General features: G+C 51.2%; 12 protein-coding genes. 5 read left to right on the top strand and 7 right to left on the bottom strand.

The genetic code is table 11. The features are described 5' to 3' along the window. Together QM529_05915 and QM529_05920 are read right to left on the bottom strand one after the other, a co-directional pair. Window positions 1-256, bottom strand: a 256-nt coding sequence (locus QM529_05915; GenBank protein MDI9314189.1) for a hypothetical protein, incomplete at its 3' end; no start/stop codon positions are given. Between the two features lie 26 nt (window positions 257-282). Then, window positions 283-759: a cupin domain-containing protein gene (locus QM529_05920; protein MDI9314190.1), complete on the bottom strand. Its 477-nt coding sequence runs from the start codon at window positions 757-759 to the stop codon at window positions 283-285. A gap of 228 nt (window positions 760-987) precedes the next feature. On the opposite strand from QM529_05920, the gene QM529_05925 reads away from it, so the two are divergent. From QM529_05925 to QM529_05940, 4 genes are all read left to right on the top strand, one after another. Continuing rightward, window positions 988-2,334: an MFS transporter gene (locus QM529_05925; GenBank protein ID MDI9314191.1), complete on the top strand. Its 1,347-nt coding sequence runs from the start codon at window positions 988-990 to the stop codon at window positions 2,332-2,334. Window positions 2,335-2,468: 134 nt separating this feature from the next. Continuing rightward, window positions 2,469-3,776 (top strand): hypothetical protein, encoded by a 1,308-nt coding sequence (locus QM529_05930; protein ID MDI9314192.1) that lies wholly within the window; start codon window positions 2,469-2,471, stop codon window positions 3,774-3,776. 26 nt (window positions 3,777-3,802) lie between these two features. Beyond that, window positions 3,803-4,417: a 30S ribosomal protein S4 gene (gene rpsD / locus QM529_05935; GenBank protein ID MDI9314193.1), complete on the top strand. Its 615-nt coding sequence runs from the start codon at window positions 3,803-3,805 to the stop codon at window positions 4,415-4,417. A 154-nt stretch (window positions 4,418-4,571) separates the two neighbouring features. Next, the gene (locus QM529_05940; protein MDI9314194.1) at window positions 4,572-6,065 is read left to right on the top strand and encodes an amidase; all 1,494 of its coding nucleotides are present in this window, start codon (window positions 4,572-4,574) and stop codon (window positions 6,063-6,065) included. Window positions 6,066-6,100: 35 nt separating this feature from the next. On the opposite strand, the gene lpdA is transcribed toward QM529_05940, so the two are convergent. The 5 genes from lpdA to pdhA all read right to left on the bottom strand — a co-directional run bounded on the left by lpdA (window position 6,101) and on the right by pdhA (window position 11,577). After that, the gene (gene lpdA / locus QM529_05945) at window positions 6,101-7,507 is read right to left on the bottom strand and encodes a dihydrolipoyl dehydrogenase (GenBank protein ID MDI9314195.1); all 1,407 of its coding nucleotides are present in this window, start codon (window positions 7,505-7,507) and stop codon (window positions 6,101-6,103) included. Window positions 7,508-7,667: 160 nt separating this feature from the next. Beyond that, entirely contained in the window at window positions 7,668-7,940 is a 273-nt protein-coding gene (locus QM529_05950; protein MDI9314196.1) for a DUF4760 domain-containing protein, read from the bottom strand. Window positions 7,941-8,205: 265 nt separating this feature from the next. Next, window positions 8,206-9,108 (bottom strand): dihydrolipoamide acetyltransferase family protein, encoded by a 903-nt coding sequence (locus tag QM529_05955; GenBank protein MDI9314197.1) that lies wholly within the window; start codon window positions 9,106-9,108, stop codon window positions 8,206-8,208. A gap of 46 nt (window positions 9,109-9,154) precedes the next feature. Further along, window positions 9,155-10,555 (bottom strand): pyruvate dehydrogenase complex E1 component subunit beta, encoded by a 1,401-nt coding sequence (locus tag QM529_05960; GenBank protein ID MDI9314198.1) that lies wholly within the window; start codon window positions 10,553-10,555, stop codon window positions 9,155-9,157. A gap of 20 nt (window positions 10,556-10,575) precedes the next feature. Further along, window positions 10,576-11,577: a pyruvate dehydrogenase (acetyl-transferring) E1 component subunit alpha gene (gene pdhA, locus QM529_05965; protein MDI9314199.1), complete on the bottom strand. Its 1,002-nt coding sequence runs from the start codon at window positions 11,575-11,577 to the stop codon at window positions 10,576-10,578. A 240-nt stretch (window positions 11,578-11,817) separates the two neighbouring features. Here pdhA and dnaB point away from each other — a divergent pair. Continuing rightward, a partial coding sequence (gene dnaB / locus QM529_05970; protein ID MDI9314200.1) for a replicative DNA helicase occupies window positions 11,818-13,358 on the top strand: 1,541 nt, incomplete at its 3' end.

Below are 13,358 nucleotides of genomic sequence, written 5' to 3' on the forward strand. Positions count from 1 at the left end.
TTAGGTTATTTTCCGTCGGCCTTATGATATTATTATTGGTTTGGCCGGCGTTAGCAACCTTCGCCGTTACCAGAATGCCCAGCAGAACGCCCAGCGCAATGCCATTGCCAATAATACCGGCGGCCAGCAAACTGCCCAGCCCGCGCAACGGCGACAATACTGGCGGCAATGGTTGCCACCATGCCAATTTATTTTTGGCCACCCGCTTTTTTACCAGCAATGGTTTTTGTGGTTTTTGTAAAAAAAAATCCTTCATTTTTTTCCAATGTCCTTTTTTAAATTTTAGATATTATTGCTCAGCGGTTTGTCTTTATCGACGCTAAAAAATACTATCAAGACAAGGTCGCCCTTGCCCACATTAACCCCATGGTGCACGGTGTTGATGGTTTCCACCACCACATCGCCGGCTTTAAATTCTTTATGGGCGCCATCTTTTTTTTCCAATCGCAATGTGCCCTGCAACACGTAGCCCAGGGTGCGACCTTGGTGATAATGCCACGGCGTGGCGCCATGTTCCTTGATGGTGATTTTAACCGCGGTGATTTTATCTTTATGGCTTAGGGGGTAGTAAATACCCGACCCATCCCATGCCTTATCGGTGGTCGTGATAACATCGCGGGTGGTGCCACCATTGCCGGGTTGCGCGGGTTGGGTTTGCGCGGTGGCCATTTTTAGCACCAACCCCATAAGGACAAGCACCGCCACCAAACTGATAATTAACGTTGTTTTTCTTGCTTTGTTTGCTGATTTTTTTTGCATGGTTGCTTTGCTTCTCAATATTTTATTAATAATGCCTGTTTTATCAATAGCATGGTTTGGCGGGCAACCAAGCGGTTTTTATAAATCCCATTCGTCCGCTCACCACACCGTTAACCATAGCATAGCTCGCTATTTGGTGGCAATCGCCAAAACGACCCAAAAATATAAGCCAGGTAAAGCACGCATAAAGGATTGATTATTGCATGTTTTTTGGCTAGCAACGAAAGCATGACCAGCCGTTCCAAGCCCGCCCCAAACCGCCTGTTGACGGCGATGACGCTCTATAGCAAGCCCAAATTTCTTATCCTGCTGGTGCTTGGTTTTTCGTCGGGTTTGCCGTTGCTGTTGACATCGAGCATTCTGGCCTATTGGTTGCGCAAACTTGGTATTTCGGTGCAGACAATTGGCCTGTTGTCGCTGGTGGCGGTGCCTTACTCGCTCAAGTTTTTTTGGTCGCCGTTGCTTGATAAAACTTACCTGCCGTGGTTTGCCAAAAAATTGGGGCAACGCCGCGCCATGGCCCTGTTGATGCAATGTTGCTTGATTATTTCCATCGCCGCCCTGGGGTTTGCCGACCCGATTAACCATATTGGTTGGGTCGTGGGCTTGGCGACGCTGGTTGCCTTTTTTTCGGCCAGCCAAGACATGATGATTGACGCCATTCGCGTCGAAATGGTCAAGGATAGGGAACAGGCGGCCGGTGCCGCGGTGGCCACCACCGGTTATCGCTTGGCGATGTTGTTTATCGGGGGTGGCATTCCGATATTATCCGACAGCCTGGCCAGTAGCGCGAACGCCAACCAAACCATGTTGTGGTCGACTATATTTGTCATTGTCGCCGGCTTTCAATGTTTCGGGGTGTTGGCGGTGTTGGCCTGCCCCAAATTGGGCGAGGTGCCAAGACGGAAAACCTATAAATCATCAGCCGCGATGATGGGCGATTATTTGACGGAGCGTTTTTGGTATCCGCTAAAGGATTTCTTTACCCGCCAGCCCAAGGCCATCACCTTGCTGTTGTTTTTAATTTTTTATAAATATGGCGATGCCTTCATGGGGATTATGGCCAATCCATTTTACATCGACATGGGTTTTACCGGTGTCGAAATCGGCACGATAGTCAAATCCTTTGGCATGGTGATGACGGTGGTCGGTGGCTTGCTTGGCGGGGTGGTGGTGTTTCGTTACGGCTTCATGTCGGCCCTGTGGGTGGGTGGCTTGGCCCAGGCGTCTGCCAATATATTTTATATTTTTCTCAGCTTGAAAGGCCACGATGTTAATTGGTTGACGGCGACCATCGCGGCGGATAATTTTGCCGGCGGTCTTGCCACCGCGGCCTTGGTCGGGTTCATCGGTCATTTGGTTAATGTAAAACACAGCGTCACGCAACTTGCGCTCCTCACCAGTTTTTCGGCCATCGGTCGCAACATGCTGTCGGCCCCGGCCGGCTTTGCGGTGGTGGCCTTGGGGTATCCGTGGTTTTTTACCCTATCGATTATCTTGGCCTTGCCCGGCCTGTGGTTGTTGCGCCAATTGCACGCCGTGCCGGCCTTCATGCATCTTGGCCAAAAAAAATAAAATCGCGCCTAAGAAACAAAAACCCGTCGCGACAAAGCTTGACAAGGATAATTTTTTTGTGTAGCCAAAAAGCAACCAATTGCTAATTATAATAAAAAAACAATAAAAAGGTAGCGACGACAATGGCTAAGACAATGGCGAAAACGAACAAATCTTCTGACAATGGTTTATTATCATCCTTGATGGCTTTCGTCGGCCGCGACATGGGTATCTCGCTCCTGCTTGGCATTGCCACCGGTATATCGCTGTTGTTTACTGGCAATTTGTTGGCTGGTCTTAGCTCGGCTAACCCGCCGATGATTACCGCGGCTGTCGCCACGTTGATTTTTACATTAAAATTTTTGTTCGCACCGTTGATTGATAAATTGCCCGCCCCATGGTTGGGAAAAAAATTCGGCCAACGCCGTGGCATGGCCATGTGGTTGCAAATTCTGTCGATTATTTGCCTGTTGGTTACCCTGTTTGCCCGCAACATGCAGGGCATGGCCGCCGTGTTGATTGGCGCGGTGATAGTGGTGGTTGGTGCTTTCCAAATTATGGCGCTTGACGCCCTGCGGGTGGAAATGTTGTCGGCAAAAAAACAAGCCCATGGCATTACCATGTCGGTGATTGGTTATTTCCTTTTAAGCATTGCTATCGGCGTGCTCGCGCCATGGCTGGCGAAGGTAGGCATTGATTTCATCATGGTGTTCGCCGCCCTGCAATTGCTTGGCCTGTGGGCGATTATCATGGTGCCAATGACCACCAAGCATCAAGAATTTTCGTTCGGCGCGTTGGTTGCGCCCTTTGCCGATGTTTTTAAATCGAAGCAAATTTGGTCATTATTTGCCCTGTTGTTGCTCTATAAATATGGCAACAGCATGATGTCATTGCTCAGCATTAATTTTTATAACGGCCTTGGCTTCCAAAACGAGGAGCTTAAAAGCGCGGCCGGCATTGTGCAAAACATGGGGCCGCTGGTTGCCATTGTCGGTTTGATTTTGGGCGCGGTGGTTACCTATTGCATGGGGCTTTATCGCGCGCTGATGATTGGTATCGTGCTGGCCATGGTGGCGCCGATATTCTTTCCGATAATGTTACGGGTTGGACCAAACCTTCCGATGTTGTTTGCCACGGTTTCCATCGCCAACATCAGCGAAGCGATGACGACCGTCGCCATTCTCGCCCTGGCGGCGCGGATGGTTAACCCCAAACACAGCGTCACGCAATGGGCGTTTTTGACATCGGTGGTGGCCTTCACCTCCTTGGCCTCGGCCAGCGTTGTGCCGACGGTAACCACCCTGCCGTTGATTCCCCAATTTCTATTGACCATCCCAACCACTGGGTTACTGCAATTGTTGAAGGTGTCATCGCCTGAGATTATTGCCGTGGCGATGATAATTTTATCGGTGCCGGGCCTGTTGATATTGTTGGCGACCAAAAAAACCATCGAAAGCAAATAACCAAACTAATCGAGGCATAAAATACCATGACCAAAAGAATAGCCGCCAAATATAAAATCGAACGTCGCTTGGGCGTTAATTTGTGGGGGCGGGCGAAAAGCCCATTCGCCAAATCGCCACGCGGCCCGGGCCAACATGGTGCCAGCCGTGGCAAATTGTCGGATTATGGTATTCAATTGCGCGCCAAACAAAAATTAAAAGGTTACTATGGCAACATCACCGAAAAACAATTTTCGAAATACTATACCGAGGCCGCCCGTCGCCGTGGCGATTCAGGGGAAAATTTAATCAACCTGTTGGAACATCGCGTTGATACCATGGTGTATCGCGCCAAATTGGTGCCGACCATGTTTGCGGCGCGGCAATTTGTGTCGCACGGCCATGTTGAAATTGACGGTCAACGTATCACCATTCCATCGCACACGGTGAAAAACGGCGCGACGGTAAGTGTGCGTCAGGCCTCGCAAAAAATGGACATGATAGAAATTGCGCGCAAATCGTCTGAACGCGACGTGCCCGATTATATCGAATTTGATGAAAAAAAGATGTCGTTAAAAATTACCCGCGATGTCAAATTGGATGAGGTGCCCTATCCAACCGAAATGGAACCGCACCTTATCATCGAATATTACAGCCGTTAATATCACCTGCGCCCGAGGGACGGCCGAGGCCTATGCTTACGGCGATGTTTGCGGCGTATTATTTACCATGTTGCCAAAAATTTCTGGCTGGTATGGCCTAGTGCCAGGGCGCGATTTCGCTTGTTTATAAAATATAAAATCCTAAACTGGGATTATGAAAAACGACGATATATTATATTTATCGGCGCGTCGGTTGCGGCAATTGTTTTTACGCCGTGAATTATCACCGGTCGAGGTGATGAAGTTATCATTGGCGCGGGCCGACGCGGCGCAACAGCGGTGCAATTGCTTAACGCAAATTTTTGACAAACATGCCCTGGCGTCAGCCAAGCAAGCCGAAGCAAATTACGCAAATAACACCGCCCGCCCGCTGGAGGGGATTCCCCTGTTGGTAAAGGCGGAGGCGGCGTTAAAGGGCAGTCAGCAAGATTACGGGTCGAACCTGCATCGTGGGGAGCATGACAGAACCACCGACGCGCATGTGGCGCGGTTGTTGTCGGCTGGCGCGGTGCCGGTGGCCAAAACCACCACGCCCGAATTTTCGCTGATTGGTTTTACCTATTCCGACATTCATGGCGTGACCACCAACCCGTGGCACAATTATTTTTCGCCCGGCGGTTCGTCGGGCGGGTCGGGGGCTGGTTTGGCAATGGGGATTGCACCGCTGGCCACCGGCAGTGATATCGGCGGGTCGCTTCGCATTCCGGCGGCTTGGTCGGGGGTGGTGGGGTTCAAACCGCCCTATGGCCGCGTGCCGCACCCGGGGCCATGGGGGTTGGATTATTATTGCCACCTGGGGCCGATGGCACGTTCGGTTGGCGACATCGCCATGATGATGCAGGCCATGGCCGGTATCGATTTTCGCGACCCGGCGTCGGTCAATGAAAAAATTGATTACAGCGCGATTTATGATAACCCCGATAAGGTTTCGCTGCGCGGCGTAAAAATTGCCATGGTGGTGGATTGGGGCAAAACATTTCAGGTCGATAAAGAAATTGTCGACAACATGCTGGCTGTGGCAAAAACCTACCAAAATTTGGGCGCGTCGGTTAGCGAAATCGACATCCCCTTGCCCGCCGATTTTTCTTACTTAATCACGGCGCGGTTGGCCCATTCGGCTGGGGCTTACCTTGGGCAATTGGTAAGGAATAAAAAACCCGCGGCGTTGCTGACCGATTACGCGCGGCAATGGGGCGAATTTTCCAACACGACGACCGGCCTTGATTATTTCAAGGCTGAGGAAATGACATCGGCCCTGGCGCACCAATTGGCTGAGGTGTTTGCAACATACGATGCGATATTAACCCCAACCAATTCAAAGGTCGGGGCGAAGGCCGATGGCAACCGATGGGATTTTAAAAAAAAGAAAGTGGTCGAGGGTGGCGTGGCGCGCGAAAAATGGGTGTCGGCCAACCAACCATTCATGACCGCAATGTTCAACAGCCAAAGTCGTTGTCCGGTGGTGGCCATGCCGTCGGGGTTTGCTGATATTGCCGCCGACAAAAAAAATTCCATCGCCGCCGGCCGCATGCCGACCGGCGTGCAATTGGTCGGGCGACCATTTCACGATGTCGCGGTTTTAAAAATCGCCCAAGCTTATGAACAGACGCAAGGTTGGTTCGAGGGCACAGCACGGCCGGTATTATAACCCGCCAGGCTTTAGCTTACCAACGACTCTATATATTAAATATGAATGGCGCGGCCAAAAGCCGACATCACCGATTCGTGAATCATTTCCGATAGGGTGGGGTGGGGGAAAATGGTGTGGATGATTTCGGCCTCGGTCGTTTCCAAGGTGCGCGACAGGGTGAAGCTGTTGATGAGCTCGGTGACCTCCGCGCCAATCAAATGCGCCCCCAACAATTCGCCGGTTTTGGCGTCGAAAATTGTTTTGACCAAACCGCTGGCCTCGCCCAGGGCGATTGCCTTGCCGTTGCCCTGAAATGGGAAGCGGCCAATTTTTACCGCAATGCCGCGCTCCTTGGCCTTATCCTCGGTCATGCCGACCGACGCAATTTGCGGCTGGCAATAGGTGCAACCCGGGATGTTGGCGCGGTTCAGCGGGTGAATGTCGCGTACGCCGGCGATGCGTTCGACGGCGATAACTCCCTCATGCTCGGCCTTATGCGCCAACCACGGCGGCGCGCCCAAATCGCCAATCGCGTAAATGCCGGCTTCGCCCGTTTCGGCCCATTCGTTGGTCGCGACACAACCGCGGTCGAGTTTGATATTTGTTTTTTCTAAACCCAAATTTTCGGTGTTGGCGGTGATGCCGACCGCCGACAGCAAAATATCGGCCTCCAACGTCTCCATGCCCTTGGCGGTTTTGATATCCAATTTTATGCCCGACGATGTTTTGGTTAATTTTTCGGCCGCGCTATTGGTTTTGAAAGTGATGCCCTGCGCCGCCAACATTTTTTCGGCCATGGCGGAAATTTCTGAATCCTCCTGCGGCAAGATGCGCGGCAATAATTCGACGACCGTTACCTTGACGCCGATTTCATTATAAAAACTGGCGAATTCGATACCGATGGCGCCACTGCCCAACACTATCATCGATTTTGGTTGTTTCGGTGGTTTCAGGGCGTGGCGATAATTCCAAACGGTGACGCCGTCGGCCTCGAAACCTTTTATTTCTTTGGCGCGCGCGCCGGTTGCCAAAATAATATTTTTGGCGGTGATGGTCTTGGTGGTTTTGTCATTCATGGCGATGCTGACCGACCGGTTGCCCGCCGCCCCACCGGCCAACATGCCGCGGCCGTTAAAAACTTGGATGGCATTTTTTTTCAGCAGATAAGCCACGCCCTGCGACAATTTGTCGGCGACGCCGCGCGACCGCGTTATCATGGCCGCCATGTCGGGTTTGACATTGTCGGCGATGACGCCGAATTCTTTGCCGTGTTTGGCAAGGCGTAAAACCTCGGCCGAGCGCAACAGCGCCTTGGTCGGGATGCAACCCCAATTAAGGCAGACACCGCCGAGGTGGGTTGATTCCACCACCGCGACCTTCAGCTTTAACTGCGCGGCGCGAATCGCCGCCACATAACCGCCGGGCCCGGCACCAATAATAATAAGATCGAAATCGGTCATTGTTTTATTTTTCCTTTAAATCCTTTTTATATTGTTCATAATCTTTTTTCCATTTTTCTGTCACTAACCAAATAAGACCTTCGAATGTTTTGCTGTTTCCTGCCTGCGCATGCAATAATTTAATAAATTTTTCGGTAGTGATGTAAAGGTCAATGATGTTTTAGCCTTGCAATTCCTTAAAAATTTTTTCATCAAACGATTTACTGCGAACACAAAGCGAAATAAATTCGTAATAATTTAACACATAACTTACCGCGCGCCGTTCTTTTTTATATTTTTTAATATCAATTAGTTTTTCAAATAAAAAATTATCATTTACCAAATCACGAAATGTATAATAGGCCTCGATATATCGCTCATCCTGTTTTTGATAGGTAATTTGGCTAATCGTTACATTTTTTTTATTAAGCGTTTCAGATTGCTTAAAAGACATATAGGCAACAATCGCGGAGATAATAAAAATACCAGTTTGTATAATTAAAATTATATCAGATAAGGTGAGAGACATAAAAAAATTATTGTAATCTATAGATTGATATTTTTATCCCCTCATATTATTTGCCTATTATCCATTCGGCGATTCTTTGTCGCCGCTAATTAAATATTTTTTCATTGCGCGCTCCTTGATGGTTGGTTGGGTTGTTGTGTATTTTATTATAATTTAAATTATAACATAGTTTCATTCAAAAACCAACAGTTCACGAAAAAAACATCAAGGCGGGATCCTCGATGTAAAGTTTAAAATATTTTAACAAATTCGCGCCGATGGCACCATCGACCACGCGGTGGTCGCATGACAATGTTGCCGTCATAATGGGCGCGACGGTAATGCGCCCGTCGCGCACCACCGGCGTTTCAACCCCGGCACCAACCGCCAAAATCGCCCCTTGCGGCGGGTTGATAACCGCGTCAAATTGCTTGATGCCAAACATGCCGAGGTTCGACAACGAAATGGTGCCCCCTTGGTATTCTTCGGGTTTTAATTTTCCCTCTTTGGCTTTGCTGGCCAGGGTTTTCATCTCGGCCGAAATGGTTTGCAGTGATTTTCGTGATGCCTGGCGCACGATGGGGGTGATAAGCCCGCCGTCGATTGCCACCGCCACCGCCACGTCGACCGATTGGAACATTTTAATTCCGTCCTTGGTGAAGCTGGCGTTGGCGGCCGGAACCTTTTGGCAGGCCATGGCCAGTGCCTTGATAATTACGTCGTTGATGCTGACCTTGATATTATCGATTTCTTGCCATTTTTTTCGCAGGGCGGAAACGCGGCTTAGGTCGCAATCGATGGTTAAATAAAAATGCGGCACGGTGGTTTTTGACAATGTCAAACGTTCGGCGATAACACGGCGCATTGCGGTTAATGGGTCCAACGTGAATGGCGGTTCAAAATTTTTATCCAATTTTATGGTCGCGGTTTGCGGCATCATCGCGCCGTTCACCGCACCATTGGTTGCTTGGCCGCCGCTCCCGAGTTTTTCGATATCGGCCTTAACAATCCGGCCATGGGGGCCGGAACCGGTGATGCTATTAATTACGACGCCACGCTCCGCCGCCATGCGCTTGGCCAGCGGGCTGATGAAAATGCGCGGTTGGTTGTTCATTATGTTTTAAATCTTGTGCAGGTTTTATTTATATATTTTTTCAAAATTATTTTCCGACAAGGGCGCGGGTCAGGTTTATTATATCAGCAATTTGCGGCAAAGCCAACTTTTCTAAATTCTGGGCGTATGGCAATGGCACGTCCTTGCCGCATAACCGCACCGGTGCGGCGTCTAACCAATCGAAACATTGTTCGTTGATGACCGCCATAATTTCCGCGCCGATGCCCGATTGTGGCCATCCTTCCTCCACCGTGATGACGCGGTTGGTTTTTTTGACCGATTCAACAATCGCCGGCACATCCAGCGGCCTTATGGTGCGCAGGTCGATAACCTCGGCCTCGATGCCCAATTTTGCCAATTCATCGGCGGCCTGCAACGATTTGCCAACCATGATGGAGAAGGTAACGATAGTTACGTCGGTGCCGGCGCGGGCGATTTTCGCCTTGCCAATCGGCACTTGCCAATCGTCGGTGTCGGGCACGGGGAATGACTGGCCGTATAGAATTTCGTTTTCTAAAAAAATCACCGGGTTGTTGTCGCGAATCGCCGATTTCAATAAACCCTTGGCGTCGGCCGAGCTATATGGCGCCACGACCTTCAGCCCGGGGATATGCGAATACCAGCTGGCAAAACATTGCGAATGTTGCGCCGCGACCCGCGCCGCCGCGCCGTTGGGGCCGCGAAATACTATCGGGCAGTTTATTTGCCCGCCCGACATGTAAAGCGTTTTGGCCGCGCTGTTGATAATTTGGTCCATCGCCTGCATCGAAAAATTCATTGTCATGAATTCGACTATCGGCCGCAAGCCGTGAAACGCCGCGCCAACCCCAATGCCGGCAAAACCCATTTCGGTAATTGGCGTGTCGATGATGCGCTTCGCGCCAAATTGGTCGAGCAACCCTTGGGTTACTTTATAGGCCCCTTGGTATTCGCCGACTTCCTCGCCCAGCAAGATAACCTTGTCATCGCGCTCCATTTCTTCCTTCATCGCGTCGCGCAATGCCTCGCGCACCGATAACATGGTTGTTTTGCCCGTCCATTCGGGTTCGGCCGGGGCCGGCGCCGACGTGGGGGCAGTGGCGGGTGCCGATGTTGTGGCGGCGGGCGATGGTGCCTCGCCGCTTGGCGCGCTTTGTTCTGTTTTTTCCGTCGGGGTTTCGGTGGGCGCGGTGCTTGGCGCGGCGGCGGCGACTGATTCCAATGTTTCGCCTTCCTCCAACACTATCGCTATCGGCGTGCCGACCTGAACCTTTTGCGTGCCGCCGGCGACCATGATTTTGGCCAGCGTGCCGCCGTCGACCGCTTCAACCTCCATGGTTGCTTTATCGGTTTCAATCTCGGCGATAATTTGCCCAGGGGTAACTTTCTCCCCCTCCTTGATGAGCCATTTTGCCAAATTGCCCTCGGTCATGGTGGGCGATAGGGCGGGCATTAAAATTTGCGGCATGGTGTTCTCCTTAACATTATTTATTGCACGACATCGGTCCAAAGTTCGGACTCTTTCGGCTCGGGTGATGTTTCGGCGATTTTTACCGCCTCGGCGACGATGGTTTTAATCTCTTGCTCGATTTCCTTTTCGCCCTTTTCATCCAAGAAATCATTGTCTTGCAAGATTTTTTTGGCATGTTCTATCGGGTCATGTTGGGTGCGCATTTTGTCCACTTCCTCGCGCGTGCGGTATTTCGCCGGGTCAGACATCGAATGGCCGCGATAGCGATAGGTCTGCGCCTCGATAATAATCGGCCCATGGCCGGCGGCAATATGTTCGTTGGCGGTGATACCGGCCTGACGCATCGCCTCGACATCCATGCCGTTGACCTGAATACCCTTGATGCCATAGGCAATACCGCGGTCGCACAACCGCCCGTCGTTGGCCGATGACCGCTTGGCCGAGGTGCCCATGGCGTAGCGATTATTTTCCACGACAAACACCGCGGGCAATTTCCACAGCGCCGCCATGTTGAATGTTTCATAAACCTGACCCTGGTTCAAAGCGCCATCGCCCAAATAAATAAAAGACGCGCCCAATTTTTCTTTTTTATTTTTTTCGTGGTTGTATTGCAGGGCAAGGGCCAGGCCGGCACCAATCGGCACCTGCGCCCCGACAATGCCGTGGCCGCCGTAAAAATTTTTGTCGCGCGAAAACATATGCATCGAACCGCCCTTGCCACGGCTGTAACCCGCCGACCGACCGGTTAATTCGGCCATAACACCGGCCGGGGCCATGCCGGCCGCCAACATGTGGCCATGGTCGCGGTAACTGGTGATAACGCAATCTTGCTTTTTCATAACCGATTGCAGGCCGACCACCACCGCCTCCTGCCCTATATAAAGATGGCAAAAACCGCCGATAAGACCGAGGCCGTAAAGTTGTCCGGCGCGTTCTTCAAACCGCCTAATCAACAACATTTGGCGGTAATCCTGCCTCAATTGTTCAAAACGTTCGGTGTTGTTGCTGGTCTTGGCCATAGGATAAAAATCATTTCTATAGTTCTGGAACTATTGAATTACATGCCCCCCATTAAATTTATAGGCCAAACATAAACCATTGGCAAGAAAAAATATTGGCCGGCGCGGCAACTATAGCAACTATCGGCAATAAAAATTTTATCCACAGCTTGCCAAGCCAACCGCAAAAAATTGAAAAAAGAAAAATGGGGATAAGCCATGAGAACTGGTTTGCGGCGGCGAATCGTATTATGAAAGGTTATGACCGATTCTTCCTTTCCCGCCGCTGATAATGTGGCCTATCACAATGACAACCTGCCCGATGTTGGCCAGGCGGTGGCGCGCGGCGGTGATGCCATGGACGCCACCAAGGAGGTGCCCTATAATATCGACCTGGAGGCCGCCTTGCTCGGCGCGTTGTTGCGCAACAATGACCTTTATGGTTTGGTGGCCGAAACCGTGGCCAGCCCCGATTATTTTTACCAGCCATTGCATCGCCGGATTTTTCATTATTTTATGGAATTGCAAAACAAGGGGCAATTGGCGACGCCGGCGACGATGCGCCACCTGTTCCATGGCGAGGAAGCCGGCGGGGTTGACGTCGGCCGTTACCTGGCCGGGTTGGTCAGCCATGTGCCCAGCCTGGTCAATGTGCGCGATTACGCCGCGGTGGTCAGCGACCTGTTCCGCAAGCGGCAACTTATCATGATTGGCGAGGACATGATTGCCCGCGCCCGCGACCTGGCCGATAACGAGGCAACATCGTCAAAGCAAATCGAACATGCCGAACAACAATTATTTCAATTGGCCGAATATGGCGTGGCGGAAAAAACATTCAATCGCCTGTCGGTGTTTGGCGCGGGGTTGATTCAGGAAATCGAAAAACGCCGCCAAGATAAATCGAAATACGCCGGCGTGCCGACCGGCTTTCCGGAGATGGATGATTTTTTTGGTGGGCTTAACCCGTCTGACCTTTTTATTTTGGCGGCGCGACCCGGCATGGGGAAGACCGCCTTCGCCGTGTCGCTGGCGGCGCAGGTTGCGGGTATTCCATTGGTGATGGATGCCGCCCCCGAGGATGACATGAGCCCACGGCAGAGCGAAAAAAAACGCGTGTTGTTTTTCTCGCTCGAAATGTCGGCCGAGCAATTGACCAACCGTATTTTGTGCCAGATGACCGGCGTGTCGTCGATTAGCGTGCGGCGCGAAATGTCGGACGATGATTTTCAAAAATTTTGCCGCGCCCTTAATGATTTAAAAGATTCCAATTTGTATATCGACGACAGCCCGTCGCTTTCTATCACCGCGATGCGCCAACGGGCGCGCCGCGCCAAACGCACGATGGGCGGGCTCGATTTAATCGTGGTTGATTATTTGCAATTGTTGCAACCTTCGGGCTTAACGCGCCATGACAACCGCGTTGCCGAGGTCACGGAAATTTCGCGCGGCCTTAAAGTAATTGCCAAGGAATTGCATGTGCCGGTGATTGCCCTGTCGCAATTGTCGCGCGATGTTGAAAAACGTTCGAACAAACCGACCGGCAAAACGCCGCAACTTTCTGACCTGCGCGATTCCGGTTCTATCGAGCAAGATGCCGACATCGTCGCTTTTTTATACCGCGAGGCCTATTATTTAAAAAATGAAAAACCCGAAACCGATGCCGACGAGCAACGAATACAGGCGCGGTTGAAGGAAGTCGAGCATCTGGCCGAGCTCATCATCGCCAAACATCGCCACGGCCCGACCGATAAAATTCCGTTTCATTTTAATTCTATCACCAGCCAATTTTCCAGCATTCAACG

The organism is Hydrotalea sp., from assembly GCA_030054115.1.
Taxonomy (GTDB): Bacteria; Pseudomonadota; Alphaproteobacteria; order JASGCL01; family JASGCL01; genus JASGCL01.

Excerpts from the sequence above, each read along its gene's own strand:
- QM529_05920 (MDI9314190.1), bottom strand. The coding sequence starts at position 759 with ATGCAAAAAAAATCAGCAAACAAAGCAAGAAAAACAACGTTAATTATC.
- QM529_05925 (MDI9314191.1), top strand. The coding sequence starts at position 988 with ATGACCAGCCGTTCCAAGCCCGCCCCAAACCGCCTGTTGACGGCGATG.
- QM529_05930 (MDI9314192.1), top strand. The coding sequence starts at position 2,469 with ATGGCGAAAACGAACAAATCTTCTGACAATGGTTTATTATCATCCTTG.
- rpsD (MDI9314193.1), top strand. The coding sequence starts at position 3,803 with ATGACCAAAAGAATAGCCGCCAAATATAAAATCGAACGTCGCTTGGGC.
- QM529_05940 (MDI9314194.1), top strand. The coding sequence starts at position 4,572 with ATGAAAAACGACGATATATTATATTTATCGGCGCGTCGGTTGCGGCAA.
- lpdA (MDI9314195.1), bottom strand. The coding sequence starts at position 7,507 with ATGACCGATTTCGATCTTATTATTATTGGTGCCGGGCCCGGCGGTTAT.
- QM529_05950 (MDI9314196.1), bottom strand. The coding sequence starts at position 7,940 with ATGTCTTTTAAGCAATCTGAAACGCTTAATAAAAAAAATGTAACGATT.
- QM529_05955 (MDI9314197.1), bottom strand. The coding sequence starts at position 9,108 with ATGAACAACCAACCGCGCATTTTCATCAGCCCGCTGGCCAAGCGCATG.
- QM529_05960 (MDI9314198.1), bottom strand. The coding sequence starts at position 10,555 with ATGCCGCAAATTTTAATGCCCGCCCTATCGCCCACCATGACCGAGGGC.
- pdhA (MDI9314199.1), bottom strand. The coding sequence starts at position 11,577 with ATGGCCAAGACCAGCAACAACACCGAACGTTTTGAACAATTGAGGCAG.